This window comes from Allobosea sp. 05T433, from assembly GCF_056396065.1.
In genome coordinates, this window is sequence record NZ_JBFTKS010000035.1 from 32,592 (window position 1) to 49,380 (window position 16,789).

16 protein-coding genes are annotated in these 16,789 nt (G+C 61.9%); 11 read left to right on the top strand and 5 right to left on the bottom strand.

What is annotated here, in order from left to right:
- Position 1: 1 nt before the first annotated feature.
- The 7 genes from AC1DGP_RS30695 (at position 2) to AC1DGP_RS30725 (ending at position 7,665) form a co-directional block, all read left to right on the top strand.
- Entirely contained in the window at positions 2 to 706 is a 705-nt protein-coding gene (locus AC1DGP_RS30695; protein ID WP_441492642.1) for a GntR family transcriptional regulator, read from the top strand.
- Between the two features lie 411 nt (positions 707 to 1,117).
- Positions 1,118 to 2,233, top strand: a complete 1,116-nt coding sequence (locus AC1DGP_RS30700; RefSeq protein ID WP_441492643.1) for a mandelate racemase/muconate lactonizing enzyme family protein — start codon at positions 1,118 to 1,120, stop codon at positions 2,231 to 2,233.
- A 33-nt stretch (positions 2,234 to 2,266) separates the two neighbouring features.
- Complete coding sequence (locus AC1DGP_RS30705; protein WP_476832944.1) at positions 2,267 to 3,865, top strand: ABC transporter substrate-binding protein; 1,599 nt, start codon at positions 2,267 to 2,269, stop codon at positions 3,863 to 3,865.
- 11 nt (positions 3,866 to 3,876) lie between these two features.
- The gene (locus tag AC1DGP_RS30710; protein ID WP_476832945.1) at positions 3,877 to 4,812 is read left to right on the top strand and encodes an ABC transporter permease; all 936 of its coding nucleotides are present in this window, start codon (positions 3,877 to 3,879) and stop codon (positions 4,810 to 4,812) included.
- Positions 4,812 to 5,693 (top strand): ABC transporter permease, encoded by an 882-nt coding sequence (locus tag AC1DGP_RS30715; RefSeq protein ID WP_476832946.1) that lies wholly within the window; start codon positions 4,812 to 4,814, stop codon positions 5,691 to 5,693. The genes AC1DGP_RS30710 and AC1DGP_RS30715 overlap by 1 nt, the downstream gene beginning before the upstream one ends.
- Complete coding sequence (locus AC1DGP_RS30720) at positions 5,690 to 6,676, top strand: ABC transporter ATP-binding protein (protein ID WP_476832947.1); 987 nt, start codon at positions 5,690 to 5,692, stop codon at positions 6,674 to 6,676. Before AC1DGP_RS30715 ends, AC1DGP_RS30720 begins: the two co-directional genes overlap by 4 nt.
- Positions 6,673 to 7,665 (top strand): ABC transporter ATP-binding protein, encoded by a 993-nt coding sequence (locus tag AC1DGP_RS30725; RefSeq protein ID WP_476832948.1) that lies wholly within the window; start codon positions 6,673 to 6,675, stop codon positions 7,663 to 7,665. Before AC1DGP_RS30720 ends, AC1DGP_RS30725 begins: the two co-directional genes overlap by 4 nt.
- Positions 7,666 to 8,044: 379 nt before the next feature.
- On the opposite strand, the gene AC1DGP_RS30730 is transcribed toward AC1DGP_RS30725, so the two are convergent.
- Entirely contained in the window at positions 8,045 to 9,274 is a 1,230-nt protein-coding gene (locus AC1DGP_RS30730; protein WP_441508542.1) for a carboxymuconolactone decarboxylase family protein, read from the bottom strand.
- A 137-nt stretch (positions 9,275 to 9,411) separates the two neighbouring features.
- On the opposite strand from AC1DGP_RS30730, the gene AC1DGP_RS30735 reads away from it, so the two are divergent.
- From AC1DGP_RS30735 to AC1DGP_RS30745, 3 genes are all read left to right on the top strand, one after another.
- A complete protein-coding gene (locus AC1DGP_RS30735) occupies positions 9,412 to 10,326 on the top strand; it encodes a LysR family transcriptional regulator (RefSeq protein ID WP_441480566.1) in 915 nt (304 codons plus the stop codon).
- 801 nt (positions 10,327 to 11,127) lie between these two features.
- The gene (locus AC1DGP_RS30740; RefSeq protein ID WP_441508547.1) at positions 11,128 to 11,451 is read left to right on the top strand and encodes a calcium-binding protein; all 324 of its coding nucleotides are present in this window, start codon (positions 11,128 to 11,130) and stop codon (positions 11,449 to 11,451) included.
- A 50-nt stretch (positions 11,452 to 11,501) separates the two neighbouring features.
- Positions 11,502 to 11,837, top strand: a complete 336-nt coding sequence (locus AC1DGP_RS30745) for a hypothetical protein (RefSeq protein WP_476832949.1) — start codon at positions 11,502 to 11,504, stop codon at positions 11,835 to 11,837.
- Between the two features lie 237 nt (positions 11,838 to 12,074).
- On the opposite strand, the gene AC1DGP_RS30750 is transcribed toward AC1DGP_RS30745, so the two are convergent.
- From AC1DGP_RS30750 to AC1DGP_RS30765, 4 genes are all read right to left on the bottom strand, one after another.
- Positions 12,075 to 12,326 carry a hypothetical protein gene (locus tag AC1DGP_RS30750; RefSeq protein ID WP_441508543.1) on the bottom strand — a complete coding sequence of 84 codons (252 nt, stop codon included), beginning with the start codon at positions 12,324 to 12,326 and terminating at the stop codon, positions 12,075 to 12,077.
- A gap of 34 nt (positions 12,327 to 12,360) precedes the next feature.
- Positions 12,361 to 12,927: a DinB/UmuC family translesion DNA polymerase gene (locus AC1DGP_RS30755; protein ID WP_476826645.1), complete on the bottom strand. Its 567-nt coding sequence runs from the start codon at positions 12,925 to 12,927 to the stop codon at positions 12,361 to 12,363.
- A gap of 865 nt (positions 12,928 to 13,792) precedes the next feature.
- The gene (locus AC1DGP_RS30760; RefSeq protein WP_476770669.1) at positions 13,793 to 15,709 is read right to left on the bottom strand and encodes a diguanylate cyclase; all 1,917 of its coding nucleotides are present in this window, start codon (positions 15,707 to 15,709) and stop codon (positions 13,793 to 13,795) included.
- A gap of 365 nt (positions 15,710 to 16,074) precedes the next feature.
- The gene (locus AC1DGP_RS30765; protein ID WP_476826644.1) at positions 16,075 to 16,314 is read right to left on the bottom strand and encodes a hypothetical protein; all 240 of its coding nucleotides are present in this window, start codon (positions 16,312 to 16,314) and stop codon (positions 16,075 to 16,077) included.
- 171 nt (positions 16,315 to 16,485) lie between these two features.
- Here AC1DGP_RS30765 and AC1DGP_RS30770 point away from each other — a divergent pair, with 171 nt between their 5' ends.
- Positions 16,486 to 16,674 carry an SDR family NAD(P)-dependent oxidoreductase gene (locus AC1DGP_RS30770; RefSeq protein WP_441508546.1) on the top strand — a complete coding sequence of 63 codons (189 nt, stop codon included), beginning with the start codon at positions 16,486 to 16,488 and terminating at the stop codon, positions 16,672 to 16,674.
- The last annotated feature ends 115 nt before the right edge of the window (positions 16,675 to 16,789 follow it).

Sequence of the window (16,789 nt, forward strand, 5' to 3'; positions counted from 1 at the left end):
GATGACGGACGCACCGGCCCCCGCCAGCCGAATCGTGCCCTTCATGCAGGCGACGACGTATCAGCGGCTGCGCGAGGCCATCCGCGCCGACATCGTTGCCGGGACCTTCGCGCCGTCTGAACATTTGAAAATGGCGGCGCTGGTGCAGCGCTACGGGACGAGCCCCGCGCCGATCCGCGAGGCGCTTGGGCAGCTCGAAGGCGAGGGCTGGATTGAAATTCTACCGAACCGGGGCGCGCGGGTTCGTTCGATCGAACGGGCCTTCATCCGCGAATTATTCGAGATCCGCCTTGCTCTTGAACCGCCTCTGGCCGGCTACAGCGCGGCGGTTGCAACCGTTAGCGACATCAACGCACTCTGGGCTATCCATAAGGATTATGCCGCCGCGATCGGCCAGGGCAATTCGGCGGCGATCTCTTCGACCAATGGCGCTTTCCACACCAGCATCCTGTCGATCCGCCCGAACCGATCCGCGCTGGTTCTGCTCGATCAGCACAATGCATTCGTTGGAGCGACGCGACGCCGCTTCGGCTTCCCCGACCACCGCCTTGCCGCAATGGTGCCCGAGCACGAGGCGATCATCGAGGCCTGCGCGCGCAACGATGCGACTGCCGTGCGTCGGCTGATGCGTGCGCATATTCAACGCTCGATCGACGAGTTGATCCCGCGGCTGCCGGGCAACGACCCGGATCATCTCGAGAGTTGAACAGTTCTGACAGGTGCGAGCGGTGGCTTTTACTATCAACCGACCGTGCTGAGTGGGGTTCCGGTGGATGCAGCCATTTGAAACGACGGTTCTTCGGTCGCACTGCGCCGATCTCTACGTTCCAGCCAAGTAGGAGGCGACCCGCCTGGCCAACGACACCGAGAACGGGCCGATTTTAATGTCTGAACACGCGACCTCTCCAACGGGTTGCGGGGCGCGGGCAAACTGGAAAGCGTCATGGGCGGCACCGATCGACGGCCTAGGGTGGATCTATCGGCTCCGTTCGACGCTACCAAGCAGAGTGGGTTCGCGCAACGCCATCCTCGTATTCAGTGAGACTAAATAGGTCGCAGTGAGCTGATGAGCGCCCTGCGATAATCAGGTGGGTCTAACGTACCAAGGGGGGGCATAATGAAGATTGCCAAGGTAGAGACGTTCCAGGTTGATTGGGGTGCGTCTGCAAAAGGGGCGCGAAGCGCGTTCGTCCGGATCGAGACTGAGGATGGTCAATACGGCCTGGGTGAAGCCTCGCCCATGCAAGGCGGCCTGGCTTCGCTAGTCATCATCGCCAACGACATGGCGCCGGCCCTGATCGGGAAGGATGCTCTCGATCATGCCGTCCTGCTGGACACTTTGTTCCACAAGTGCATCAAACTTGGGCCGGAAGGGGCCACAACGGCCGCGCTCGCAGCGCTCGACATCGCGCTCTGGGATCTCAAAGGAAAGCTGCTCGGCCAGCCTGTCTACAAGCTACTCGGCGGGGCCTGGCGCACGGCTCTACCCTGCTATGCCTCCGTTGGGGGCAATGCCTGGCGCACGGTTGATCAGGTTGTCGAAGTCGTCATGCGGCGGGTGGAGAAGGAGCGGCCCGCGGCGGTGAAGATCCGCTGGGACGGCGACCGGACCAGGCAGGACGTCGATATTCCCGGCGACATTGCCAAGGCCAAGGCTGTCCGCAAGGCGCTGGGCGATCAGTTCGTGCTCGGGTTCGACGCTAATAACGGCTATTCGGTCGGCGGCGCGATGCGGGTCGGCCGGGCGCTCGAAGACCTTGGCTACACGTGGTTCGAAGAGCCCGTGCAGCACTACCATGTCGCTGCCATGGGCGAGGTCGCCCAGCGCCTCGACATCACCGTTTCCGCCGGCGAGCAGACCTATACGCTTCAGGGGCTCAAGGACCTGATCAATGCCGGCGTGCGCATGGTGCAGCCTGACATCGTCAAGATGGGAGGCATCACCGGGCTGATGCAATGCGCCGCCGTCGCCTATGCTCACGGCGTCGAGCTCGTCCCGCACCAGACCCAGCCTTCCGTCGGCCACCTCGCCAATATTCATGTGCTGTCGACCATCATGCATCTCAGCAAACCGGTCGAATTGGCGGATAACTGGGAGCGGGCCGGATCGCTCTTCAAGAAGAACCCGTCCGAGCCCATCGATGGCCGCTTCGAATTGCCGACGGCCCCGGGGCTCGGAATGGAATTCGACGAGGCCGAGATGAAAAAGCGGAGCATTCCCATCAGCGCCTGACGTCAGAACAAGACAAAAAGGGAGGAAAAAATAATGAAACTAACCAGAAGAACGTTTCTCGGTCACGCCTCGACGATTGCAGCGGCTGCGGCGCTGGGGGCTCCCATCGCTCATGCAAAGGACGAGGCGATCTCGATCGCCCTGGCGGCGCGTTCGCCCACGAGCATCAATCCGCAGCAGCCCGGGATGACCGGGGGCGACAACTGGGCGATTCACCAGGTGTTCGATACCCTCGTGAAATCAGACGAAGGGACGTTTGCAATCCGGCCCGAGGACTTCCGCCCCAGTCTCGCCGAGAGCTGGGAAAGCTCGGAGGATGCCAAGACGTGGACATACAAGCTGCGCCGAGGGGTGAAGTTCCACAAGGGCTACGGTGAAATGACGGCTGACGATGTCGTCTTCACCTTCGCCCGGCATCTTGATCCGAAGATCGTGACCAACCAGAAGCCGCTCTACTCCAATGTCGAGGCGGTCAAGGCGCTCGATCCCCACACCGTCCAGTTTACCCTCAAACGGCCCGATCCGCTGTTCAACGGCAGCGTCGTGACCACCCTCGCGGCCTCGATCCTCTGCCGGAAGGCCTTCGAGGAGAAGGGCAAGGACTTCGCCATGAGTCCGGTCGGGACGGGCCCATACCAGGTGGAAAGCGTCAGCCCCAGCGACGGGATCCAACTGGCTGCCTTCCCAGATCACTTCGCTGGACCGGCGGTTACCAAGACGATCCATGTCCGCTTCATTGCCGACACGACGGCGCGAACCCTCGCCTTCGCCTCAGGCCAGGTCGACATGATCGAAGGCGTCCGCTCTCCCGGCTGGCTCCCATCGATGCGCCAGCGCTCGGCCAGCACGATCTTCGACGCCACGGCGCCCGGCAGCTTCAACCTGCTCCACCTGAACCTGACGCGGCCGCCGCTGAACGATATCCGCGTGCGGCAGGCGATCCGCTACGCCATCAACAGCGACCAGATCGCAACGGCATTTGCCGGTCTTGCGGTCCCGATGGTCGGGGTCATCGCTCCGCAATTCGCCGGAGCGGTCAAGAAAGCGGATTTGCCGCCCGAGCTGCAATACAACTACGATCCCAAGAAAGCCAAGGCGCTGCTGGCAGAGGCGGGGCACCCGAACGGCGTGACCATTCCCTGCTTCACCAGCCAGCGTGAGGATTATGCGGCGATCATGCTGATGCTCCAGGAGCAGCTGCGCGCCGTCGGCATCAACCTCGATCTCAAGATCATCGACCATGCGACCATGCATTCCGAGAACCGCAAGGACCGGAATTCGATCGCCCTGTACTCGTCCAGCTACCCGCCGGTGCCGACGCAGCCCTTCCTGCAGCTGCTGTCGGCCGAAGCGGACGTCAAGGCCGATGGCACCGGAGCGGAAAACTACAGCCACTACGGCGTCGCCATTCCCGGCATCGACGCACTCATCGAAAAGGCTCAGGACGAGCCCGATTTCAACAAGCGCATCGCGCTCATCCAGGACATCGAGAAGCAGGTCCTGCGTGATCTGCCGCTCCTTGGGATTATCACGCTCTCCTATGTCATCGCGCGCAATCCGCGTGTGAACATCGGATTCCCGGTCAAGTCTGGCTACGCCTATTGGCGTTTGAACAAGGCCACGCGCGTCTAAAGGGGCAGACCATGCTGCGCGTCATCGGAGCGAGACTGCTCGATGCCGTGCCGACGGTCCTGCTGGTGCTGACGCTCGTGTTCATCGCGCTGCGCCTGCTCCCTGGGGACCCGGCACTCGTCGCCCTCGGCGACTATGCGACCGCGGAACAGCTTGCGCTGTTTCGCGAGCAAATGGGGCTGAATGCGCCCCTCTGGCAGCAATATTTCACCTTCATCTGGGACATGCTGACGCTCGATTTCGGGCAGTCCCTGATCGATCGAACGCCGGTCCTCCGGCTGCTGGCCGATAATCTGCCCTACACGATCGAGCTGACGCTTGTCGCGACGGGGATGGGGCTGCTCGTCGGGATTCCGCTCGGGGTGGTCGCGGCCGTCAACCGCAACAAGCTCCCAGACGCCGGCGTTCGCGTGTTCTCCCTCATCGGCTACGCGATCCCCGACTTCTATCTCGGGGCGCTCCTGCTGATCGTGTTTGCCCTGACCCTCGGCTGGTTCCCGATCAATGGCGGGGGCACCGGATTTTTCGACCGCATGTACCACGTGTTCCTGCCGGCGGTGACACTCGCCATGGTCAAGACGGCCTTCCTCGGCCGGTTGACACGGACCTCCCTGCTCGAGGTCCTTGGCAAGGACTATATCCGCACGGCACGGGCGAAAGGCGCACGGGAGAACCGCGTCATCTATCGGCACGGGCTGCGCAACGCCTTGCTGCCGATCACGACCGGGCTGGGGCTCAGTCTTCTGGCAACGCTGTCTGGGTCGGTCGCGATCGAGCTGGTCTTCAACCGGCCAGGCATCGGGGAAGTCCTGATCAGCGCAATCGCCAAGCGGGACTATCCAGTCATCCAGGCGGGCGTCGTGGTGTTCGCCTTCTTTGTTGTTCTGATCAACCTGCTGGTCGACCTCGCCTACATCGTGGTCGATCCCAGAATTCGGGTGAAGTGATGACGCTTGCCACGGAACAAACCCATGTTCTCGCGCCGGAAGAGCCACGCTTCGGATTGCTGCGCCGCATCATCCTGGGCCAGCCCTCCACGATCCTGGCGACGATCATCATCGCGGTCTTCCTTGCCATCGCCGTTCTTGCGCCCGCGATTGCACCTTATGACCCGCTGGCGCAGAGCTATCTCGCGATCAACGCATACCCGTCGGCCGAACACTGGCTCGGCACGGACCAGTTCGGACGAGACGTGCTGTCGCGCCTGATCTTCGGATCACGCAATTCGCTGATCTTCGGTCTGATCTCTCCGACGCTGGCGGCGATCTTCGGCACGGCGCTTGGCGTTGCGGCCGGGTATTTCGGCGGAATCATCGATCGTCTGGTGACGAGGATCATCGACCTCCTGCTGGCTTTCCCGGAGCTGCTGCTCGCCATCATGATCGCAGCCGTGCTCGGCGGCGGCTTCTGGAACGTCGTGGCGGTGATAACCATCGCGTTCGTTCCGGGCTTTGCCCGCGTGGCGCGGGCCTCGACGCTCGCGGTCAAGCAGGAACCCTATGTGGAAGCCGCCATCGCCGCGGGTGTCACCACGCCCATGATCATCGTCCGGCATGTGCTCCCGAATATCTCGGCGCCCATCGTGGTGCTGATGACGCTGTGGGTCGCATCGGCCATTCGGCTCGAGGCCTCCCTCAGCTTCCTCGGGATCGGCACCCAGCCACCCAATCCGAGCTGGGGCAACATCATCCGCGACGGCCTGGGCAACATCTTTGGCTCCCCCTGGCCGATCATCGGAGCGGGCTTTGCCATCACGATGGTCGTCCTGGCCTTCAACCTGATCGGAGATGGGGTCCGCGACGTGCTCGATCCGGAGACCGCTCAATGACGCCACCTCTTCTGAAAGTGGAGAATCTGGCGGTCGAATTCGGGCCGAAGACCAATCCCATCCGTGCCGTCAATGGCGTGAGTTTCGAGATCGAGGCCGGCGGCGCCGTTGGCATCGTMGGCGAGTCCGGGTCGGGGAAGTCGATCACGTCGCTGTCGATCCTGCGGCTGATCCCCGAGCCGCCGGGCCGGATCGTGCAGGGCCGGGTCGAGCTGAACGGGATCAATCTTCTCGAACTGCCCCGAGCGAAAATGCCCGATATCCGCGGGCGCGACATCGCGATGATCTTTCAGGAGCCGATGAGTTCGCTCAACCCCCTGATGAGGATTGGCGATCAGATCGGCGAAGCCATCATGCTCCATTCCGCGCTCGATCGCGAAGCGCGGCGGCGCCGGGTGATCGAGGTGCTGAACCTTGTGGGGATTCCCGATGCCGCGGGCCGGGTCGACGCCTATCCTCACCAGTTCTCGGGTGGGATGCGCCAACGCGTGATGATCGCGATGGCGCTCGCCTGCAGCCCCAAGTTGTTGATCGCCGACGAGCCGACAACCGCTCTCGACGTCACGATCCAGGCCCAGGTGCTCGAACTGATGAAGCGGGTTCGGTCCGCGACGAACACGGCAATCCTCCTGATCTCGCACGATCTGGGCGTCATTGCCGATGTCTGCGAACGGGTGATCGTCATGTACGCCGGTCGTGTCGTGGAAGACGGCGACGTGCGATCGATTTTCCGAAGGCCAAGTCATCCCTATACGCGCGGTCTGCTTGAATCGATCCCCCACCTCAGGGACCAGCGCCGACGCCTGTTCCAGATTCCCGGCTCGGTGCCATTGCCCGGCACCGTCAAACAGGGCTGCCCGTTCTATTCCCGATGTTCGCTGCGGGTTGACGAATGCGCCAGGGAAATGCCGCCGATGTTCCGCTTCGGCGAGAGCCATACAGCGGCCTGCTGGGTCACAGCAAAGGCGGAGGCCGTCCAATGATCGAGCCGCTTATCCGGACCGAGAATCTCAGCAAGACCTTTGGCGAGGCCGGCGGCCTTTTCCGCAGATCGAAGGGCAGCAGCGTCCGCGCCGTGGACGGCGTGTCCTTTTCGATCAATCGCGGCGAGACTGTCGCGGTCGTCGGGGAGTCCGGCTGTGGCAAGTCCACCATGGGACGGCTGCTGCTGCGCTTGATCGATGCGACCGAGGGCAGCGTCTTCTTCGAGGGAACGGACATCAACACGCTCTCGCGAGGCGAGATGCGGCAGATGCGCCGAAAGGCACAGATGGTGTTTCAGGATCCCTACGGGTCCCTGAGCCCGCGCAGGAGCATTGCCGACATCGTCGCCGAACCGCTCGAGGCTTTCGGCCTTGTCCGCAACCGACGTGAGAAACGGGAGCGGGTTGCGGAACTTCTGAACCAGGTCGGGCTATCCCCCAGCTTCATGGACCGGAACCCGCGCCAGTTCTCGGGCGGCCAGCGTCAGCGGATCGGCATTGCCCGGGCCATTTCGGTGGATCCGAGTTTCGTCGTGGCCGATGAGCCCGTCTCCGCCCTTGACGTCTCGGTGCAGGCCCAGATCGTCAACCTGCTGCAGGACCTGCAGGAGCAGAAGTGCTTCACATATCTCTTCATTGCCCATGACCTCGCCGTGGTCCGGCACATCGCTGACCGCGTCATGGTGATGTATCTCGGACGCGTCGTTGAGATCGGGCACAAGGAGCAGATCTATTCGGCCCCGCAACACCCCTACACCCAGGCCCTCCTGTCGGCGGCCCCTGAGCCGGACCCGGATTTCAAGGCCAGGCGCATCATTCTCGAAGGGGACGTCCCCAGCCCGACACGCGTTCCTACGGGGTGCAGTTTTCACACCCGCTGCCCGCTGGTGCAGGACATTTGCAAGGCAGAACGCCCAGCATTGCGCGAAGTGATGCCTGGGCAAAGCGCAGCTTGCCACTTTGCGAGTCCGAATCCCATACCGGCCTGAACAGCGCACGGCTGCTCGATCGCGTTTCCACGGCGACTTCGGAGCGACAATCCATGCCGCTCTCCCAAGACAATCCTGAAGCCTCGCCGTCCCTTATTACGGAGGGCATTTCTCCGTCAGCCGGACGATTTCCGGCTCGAGCTCGTGGGCGGGCGCCATCGCTCCGAGTCAGTCAGCTGCGGAAGGTTCTCGTCGCATTTGCGGCCGGCGCTGGCCGGCTAATCGACGGTGGAAGGTGATCTGCTTCCGGCTGAGCGGCGTGCGACGAGATGGCGCCGACAATTGTGGCGAGGTGCGATCCGGGCGATGGCCGGGCGGCCTGGCCGATAGTCAGCACGATCCCTGAGCAAGTTGCCGTATGCGGCGGCAACCAAGCACTTCATTCGGGGCGCTTGGCGAATTCCTCGCCGGCAATCCGCACCGCCTGTTGCACGACGGGATAGCCGCTGTAGGGCACGAGGTTGAGGAGGGTTTCGAGCACCTCCTTTCGGCTCGCGCCGGCATTGAGTGCCGCGTTGATGTGGACACGCAGCGGGGCTTCCGTAGTCGTGGTCGCGACCGCCGCCAAGGCCGCGCAGGCCGTCAGCTCGCGGATTATAGGATCGATGCCTGGTCGTGAGAAAACGTCGCCGTACGAGTGCTCGACGATCATCCGACCGATATCCGGTGCAATGTCGTCGAAGCTGCGGATGACCGTTTCACCGGATGCTCCGGAGGTCTGTGCAAGTGTCGCGAGCCCGCGCTTCCGACGCAACTCCCGGCTCTCGGACAGTTGTGCCGCCGCGGATGGCGCCGTGATCGCTGTAGCGCCGCGGTCTGCCGAGAAGGCCCGTTGGGCGAGACCGAAGGCGTTGAGTGCGGCGGGAAATCCGGCATAGACGCTAAGCTGCATTAGCGCCTCGGCAATCTCTGCAGGCGACAGGCCCTGCTTGAGGGCGACTTTGAGATGGAAATCGAGAGCGTCGTCGCGGTTGCCGGTCGCCGCCAGCATCGAAATGATGGCGAGGTGCTTGGCCTTCGGTTCCAACCCCTCGCGCGCCAGCGACTCGCCGAAGGCGAATTCAATCGTCCAGCGTGCAAGGTCCGGCGAGATCGCTTCAAGAGGCCGCAGATGGCCTTCGCCGTTGACCGCTAGGAGGGCTTCCAGTCCGCGCCGGTATCGCTGCGTTCCGTCGTCGCTTGCCGGTGGCGGGGCCTCGAAGGTGATGCCTCGCTCCTGGAAGATCTCGCGCGCCAGGGCGATCGAAACGACGGCGGAGGGGAAGCCGAGAACCGCCACGGATACGAACAGCAACTCGACCAAATCCTGCGGTCTCCCGCCGGCGTTGAGGAAGCCTGTCATATGAAACTTGAGCTGCGGTTTGACGCTGCCCAGCGCCATCAAACAAGAGACGGTGCAAATCTGCCGTAGCGGCAAACTCAGTCCCGGGCGGGAGAGAATATCGCCATAAGAATATTCGACCGTAAAACGCGCCAAGTCCGGCGACGCCTCTGCAAGGCGTTTGATCGGCAAGTCAAAACCCTCGCCGCCGATCCGCTGGAGAACCTTCATGCCGCGTTCGAAACGCTCGCCGTTTGCGTCTTGAGCCATGGTCTGCTGGGCTCCCATCAAGCCGCTTCATGAAGAGGGTTTCGGGGGGCATGACTTCGGCCATGCGGCGCGATAGAGCCGCCGCCCCGTGCCCCTATCAGAGATTCATCGCTGAACGATTGCGATAAATCCAATTCATTAATAATATCATCGTCATGAATGCGGTTCATCTTGCCAATATCGATCTGAATCTGCTGGTGGTGTTCGATGCCGTGTTTGCAGAAGGTCATGCCACGCGCGCAGCCGAACGGATCGGGCTGACCCAGCCGGCCGTGAGCCACGCGCTCAACCGGCTGCGTGCTTTGTTCGGCGATCCACTCTTCGTCCGCTCGCCGCGTGGCATGGTGCCGACTTCGCTGGCCCAAGACATCGCGCCGAACGTGCGATCTATCCTCGAGCAGGTGCAAGGCGTACTGCGTGGCGGGCGTGCTTTCGACCCGACCGCGAGCACACGGCAGTTCGTCCTCGGTCTCTCGGACTATGCCGCCTTCGTGCTTCTGCCTCGCCTGACCGCACGCCTCGACCAAGAGGCGCCGGGCCTGTCTCTCGTCGCCCGCAATACGAGCCGGAGCGTCGGCCTGCCGATGCTGGAGGATGGAACGGTCGAACTGATCGCGGGCAACTTTCCGGAGCCGCCGACACACATGCGGGAGGAACTGCTCTACGAAGAAGACTTCATCTGCGCCGGCCGCGGCGACCACCCCAATCTCGGCGAACCGCTCGATCTCGACCGATATTTGGCCCTTCGCCACATTCAGGTCTCGATGAGGGGCAATCCGAGCGGCTATGTCGACGCCGTGCTGGCGGAAAGAGGGCTCAAGCGAAATGTGGCCGTAACCGTCGGACACTTCCTGATGGCCCCAATGCTGGTGGACGCCTCCGATCTCGTGGCGACGGAACCACGCCGCCTCTTTACGCCGCTTGCCGGCCGCCTACCCCTCAGGCTCTTCCCGCCGCCGATCGACATTCCCCAGTTCCGGGTGGTGCAGACATGGCACTCAAGGCACGATGCTGATCCGGGCCATCAGTGGCTGCGGCGCATTCTCCGGGAAGTCGGTCAACAGGCATAAGTCACTAATCTACGGGCGACCCCCTGAACGGTCCCGCTCACTCGGCGCTTCATCGTCGGCCCATACTACTAGGTAGTTCGATGGCGTCGGACATTTTCGCGGCAGACGGCCAAAGGCGTCGCACGTTAAATTCGATTCCTGAGCGCGAAGCCGAGCTGAACCGGGCCAATCACTCTGCGGCAATTTGGAGGGCTAGCGTAGACATGGTGCCCATCATCGTGGAGCGTAGCCCGCCAGCCGCGCCGATTCCCACTCGAGCGGTTCGGCCCCGAGTTGATCTTCATTGAAAACGTGCCTGGCATAGCGGTCGGCAAGAGCGACGAGAGCGCTCCGCTCGATCGCCTTATCGAATGGCTCGGCCGCAACGGCTACCTGCCCGATATCTTCACACTTCGTTGAGTGTGGTCTCCTGTCCCTTGTGGAAGTATGCTCTTGGGGAGGCGTGGGCGAGTTCTCATTCACGAGGCATATCAGGTTTCCATGTCAGGCCATGCGATCCACATCAAGATCGACGGAAGAACCTACTCGGGGACCTTCAAAGTTGACCGAAAGATGCTGATCGTCACAACAACCTACGGCAGCAAATCCGCCGAAACGAACCCGCGGGTGGCACATGAGACCCTTGCTCACCAACTCCTTCAGGAACTTGTCCAGCAGGAAAAGTCGCGCAAGGGCTCGACGCTCTGACGAAAGGCGTGCGCTCGGCATTGTCACGGGAATGATGTGATCTGAGCCTGCCACGGTAGGGTAGGAGCATACAGCACCGATTTCGTCATCGCGGGCACGAATGGCGATGATGTCATCACCGGCACGCCGGGCGACGACCGGATCTTCGCGGCCGGCGGCAATGACCAAGTCACTGCGCTTGCTGGCGATGACGAGGTCCATGGCGGCGCCGGCGACGATATCCTCGATGGCGGTCCGGGCGGCTTCGACAATCTGTTTGGCGACGCGGGCAATGACCGACTGACGCTGGCGACGAGCGACGGCGGCGGCACGGCGTTTGGCGGCGAGGGCGACGATGTCATGTTCGGCAGCGACACCTCCTTCAACAACTTCGACAACACGCTGCGGGCGAGGCCGGCAACGACGAGCTGCATGCCGGCGCGGTCGGCACATCCCTGAACGGGGAAGGCGGCTCGGATTGGCTGATCAGCGGTGCGGCCGACGACCAGATGGAGGCCGGACGCGACGAGTTCGGTTTCGAGCTGGACAATGCGCAGGATCTGTTCGTCTACAGCGGAACCGGGCGCTGGAGCGAGGAAGGCAGCTTCTTCGGCGACACGGTGTCCGGCTTCCAGGATGGTTCGGACCTGTTCGACCTGCGCGGCAGCGGCCTGCAATTCTCCGACCTGTCGATCGTCAACGAGGAATTCGAAACGACGATCACCTCGGTGCGCGGGAATATCTCGGTCTTCGTGAATGCCGGGCAGGAGGTTTTCCTCGACCAAGATGATTTCCTGTTCGACCCGGCGCCCGCGCCGTTCTCGACCGATCCGCTGTTTATCTAACGGGCTCGGAGGCTAACGATTTCACCCGGAACAGGAGCCCAAGCGGTCCATCCTGTTCCGGACTTGGGCCACCCTCCGCCGAACTTTGCCCCAGACACCGGATGAGAGCCTCGATTGGGTCGGACATCACTACCGAGCCAGAAATGGGCGCTGGTAGGATGGCAGCCTTCCTCGCCCTGTCGACGAGATTGCGCAGCTTACCATGAGAAGCGTCGCCGCGGCCATCGAGCTGATGCTTTAGCGCCAGCTCGAACGCACCAAACGCCTGCGCTTCGCGTCATAGTCGAAAAAGGCGTAGATGATGGTGTTTCGCGCGCGATCGAAACCCGCCACCACATCAGCCGGTGCGGTCCATTTGAGGCCGAAGGCAGCCAATACGTCATGATGGTCCGCGAGGGTCATCCGGCGGGTTACACCGTTCTGGACAACACAGAGATCGGCAAAGCGCGGGTCAGGCTGCAAAATACTCTCGACTGTCTTGAAGGCCATGTGACTGATCCGGTTCAGAGGGACGACATGCCGTCTAGATCATGAGACTGAGCTGGTCCGGGTCCTCGTGCTGTTCGCCTTCAAAGGACGACAACGTGACGCCTATCAACCGGATGCCTTTTTGGGTCGGGAATAGTGGATCGAGGAGGCCGCACGCGATGCTCTCCACCTCCGATGCTGATCCCGGCGGCAGGCCGACTGTGCGGCTGCGCGTGATCTGCTGAAAACCGGCGTACTTCACCTTCAAGGTCACGGTTCGCCCGTGCAGCCCCTTCGCTACGCAATGGCGCCAGACCTTTGCGACCAACGGTGTGACCTCGGAGTGCGCCGCCTCGAGGTCGAAGATATCGACCGCGAAGGTATCCTCGGCGCCGACCGATTTCCGCTGCCGGTCGGGCTGGACCGGGCGCTCATCGATCCCGCGCGAGATCCTGTAATACCAGGCGCCGGACTTCCCGAAATGCTCCTGCAGGAAGGCGAGTGGCTTCGCCCTGAGGTCGGCGCCTGTCAAAATGTCGAGCCGCTCCATCTTGGCTGCGGTGGCCGGTCCGACCCCGTGCAATTTCTTGACCGCGAGCGCCTCGACGAATGGCGGTCCCATGCGTGGCGTGATGATGGCCTGGCCGTTGGGCTTGTTCAGATGGCAGTGCTGGGAGTTGCCGAACGATGCCTTCCGCCCGTCACCGAATTTTTCGGAGGCATCAAAAAGCCTGTTCAATTCAGTTGCTTAGGTGGCCTCGGGTGGTCTTGCCTACCCATGCCGAATATTGGCTGTGGGGGGTACGGCGAGATAGAGGATGCGGCCGCGCAGCCAACGCGGCTGAGTTCGGACAGGATCCGTGACCGCCCCTCGCTTCACGAAGTGGCGCTGGCGTTTGTCGGCTAGGCGTGGTCGGGCGGGCCGCTGCTCAGGTTCCGTTTGGCCCGCCACCTCTGGCTTCCCATGTCAGAATGGCGAGAGCCAAATTCTCGAGTTCGACCTCAGCCATCGGATGACGAGCAGCAGCATGGAGGTCGCAAGCTCGGGCACAGGCGCGAATATAGTCCGCCTCCGAACTCAACATTACGGAGCGGCGACTTGGGTAGGCTGGGGCCCGGTTTCGCCTGCGGTCTGGTCGTTCTTGACGCATGCCAGGCTCCCCTGCGTTGTGCCTCCGCGGGTCTGCGCGATGGAATGCGCAGTGAGAATCGCCAAAGAAAGCCGACGACGAAAACCTGTGATGGAGCCGCTCCGAGGAGCAATCCCACCATTTCGGATCCGCTAAAAGCGGAGAACATAATGCTGCTCGCTGTTCACATCTTGGAATAGCGGCAAACGTCTCGGATCGCGCCCCCTCCTTAGTATAGGTCGCAGTAGTCTCACCGAACGGTATCGGCCAAGACGGAGCGGCACGGCTGGCCATAGGCATGGGCTCGGCGGAGCGCGCTTAATCGCTGGCGTCCGACAACCGGTGCTTCAAAATGCGTTATGCAGTTTTGGCCCCGGGCCAGCGGATCACTTTTCCTGCCATCATCAGGCGATCGCGACCGCCATTCTTAGCCGCGTATAGTGCTCGATCGGCTGCTTCCACCAATGAAGCATGGTTGGTCGTGGTCGCGGCATTGGGCCAGATCGTAGCGCCGCCAATACTTGCCGTTGTGCGCCATGCGGCGACACTACCGTCTTCAATCTGGATTTCGTGGAGCGCCTCTAGAACCCTGGTCCCGACCTGCTCGCACCCGTCGGAATCCGTATTCGGGAGAAGAAGAGCGAACTCTTCTCCGCCATAACGGGCGGCAAGATCGGCCGACCTCAGAGCCTGGTTAGCCAGTACGCTAGCGATCGTCCGCAGGCAGCTATCTCCCGCTTGATGTCCGAACTGGTCGTTGAACATCTTGAAGTGGTCGATATCGATCATCAGCAGGGAAATAGGAGTGCCTTCCCTGCGCGCTCTCGCCCATTCCTGCTCTAGACGTTCGTCGAAGCAGCGACGGTTGCCAAGGCCTGTGAGCCCGTCGGAGGCGGCCAGAACGGCGAGCTTCGCCTCAAGGTCTTTGTGTTGCGTCATATCGCGGGAGAGAGCAACGAAACCATTGATAAGACCAGTGTCCGAATTCCTGGTTGGGCGCATTGTCGTCTCGACCCAGATCTCGGACTTCTCGCGATGGCGAATGCGATAGAGCATTCGCGCTTCGTCCATCTCACCTCGCTTCAGCGCTTCAATCGTTTGCTCGACTCGTGGTCGGTCCTCGTGATTGACGCCCGCCAAAGCCGAGGTTCCGACAAGTTGCGCGGGGGCCCAACCCAAAACGCGCGCTGAGGCTGGAGACGCATAAAGAATGCGTTCGTCGAAATCGATACGGGTCACCAGGTCGCTGGACTCTTCAGCCAGGAGCCGAAAGTCAGCCTCCTTTGCCGCGATTGCAGCGGCAAGACGCTGACGTGCGACGAGCTGCCGGACGAGATGGATACCGACAAGAGCAATGAACAGGGCGAGCCCAACGACGAAGGCTACACGTGTGATCACACCCTGGCGCCAGCGCGCAAGCACGTCGTGCTCCGCTTGTGTCGCGAGCAAGACGAACGGGAAGCGATCACTCACTTTGTAGAAGCTCAACCGCTGCAATCCGTCCAAGGGTGAGCGGAAGTAGTATGTTCCCGATGAAGCGCGAGGGATCTGTTCGCGAATAAGACGGGTCGTCGACAGATCCCTGCCTACAAAACTGCCGTCACCGACGCTTCGGGCAAGCAGAATTCCGTCCTTGTTGAGCAACGTGACGGTGCCGCGTGGCCCAATATCAAATCTCCTATAAAATTCTGCGAAATAGGCGACGTCGATTGTCGCAGCAACCACGCCGGCAAACCTGCCATCCCTGTGATTGAAGCGGCGCGATATCGTGATGATCCATTGACCGCCCGATCGGCTTTGCACAGGGGGGCCTAAGAAAGTTTGGCGGTCGTCGATATCGCGATGATGTTGAAAATAGGCGCGGTCACTATTGTTCAGCCCGGCGAGGTTTACGCTTTCCGTCGTCGCGACCCACTCGCCGATCTCGTCATAAACAAAGAGGCCGCGGATACGGCCTAGCGTGGTTCGACGATCGTTTAGGAAGCTCTGAAGGCCCGCTAGGGCCTCGGACTCAATGCCAGTTGATTCCAGGCGATTGGCAAGTCCAAGGAGCGTCGCGTCGGCGAGCTCCACCGAATCTTCGGCGTGCTGCGTAAGCGAGCGGGCGAGATTGGCCATGTCTATCTCGGCATTCTCCAGCACCGCTTCGCGCGCTGACCATTCTCGCCAGCCGCTAAGGATGAGAATCGCAAGACAGGCAATTGTCACGAACACGCCGGCCCAGAACGGGAGGCGAGAACGGTTCGCAATTTGCGTGTCGACGCCGGCCCTCATTGTGACGGGCCTCCTCTTAGTTGGCACCCGCTCGCTCGCGATGAAGCATCGGCGACGCGCTCGGCTGTAGTCTGAGTGTACATCATCGACATAATGAACCCCAGCTCACGCTTTCAACGATCGCCATCGCACTTGTTTCAACCCCAGCAGCCGCAGAACGATCAAGGCAAGGCCAACACGTGCAATGAGTTACCGCCGCTCAGGACCGGTCGCACTGACGCCTTCGAGCCCGAAGCGGCGAGGACACGGAACGTTCGCTCGGCCGCCAGCCAACGCGATTGGCGAGGGCTGAAAGCCCCGGGAACGCATTATGTCATTAAGACCATGAGGCGTGGCGGAGCCTCATCCAATCCATAATTCACGAATTATCTCTGCATCGGCGTGCCGACCTTGCCGATCAACTGATTGGGTGTCGCGAAGGCGTGCTCCGTCTGGCGCAGCGCATAGCCGGGCATCGGACTGAGGATCACGTCGGACCCACCGCGTGCTCCTGCAGTCGGATGCAGCAGCGCGACACGCTGCCCCTTCGTGACCGCGTCACCCAGCGCGACGAGATGTTCGACGAGGCCCGCTCGCGACGCCTCCGGCCCGGCCGTGAAATGCACGCCGGGGCTCCAACATAGCTGGAACCGCCACAAAGCGGCCGGCAGTGAAGCGCTTGATTGCCTAAGTTGATAGTAAGTGTAATAGCCCTGCGGCCTCTTATTGAGTAGGGCTCGCGTTTCGGCTCCGGGTTGTGGGCCTTTCCATCACTCCAATAGTCCCCCGGTCAAATCATGACGAGCCAGCAACGCGTTCTCATCACGGGTTCAGCAGCCGGAATAGGGCGCGCGATCGCCGATCGCTGCCGGCAAGACGGGTACGAGGTGGTCGGGATCGATCGGGATGAATCCGACATTCGTGCGGATTTGTCTGATCCACAGGCGACTGCCCTAGATGCCGTAATGGGCCGGCGCTTCGAATAGCCATTTTGGGTGGCTGTCCCTCAGAATGATGGTGTTGAAAACGAGGTCCGAGCGATCGGCCTCAAGCATCATGAGAGGAACAGCCGTGGAGCATTATGCTGGAATCGATGTCTCT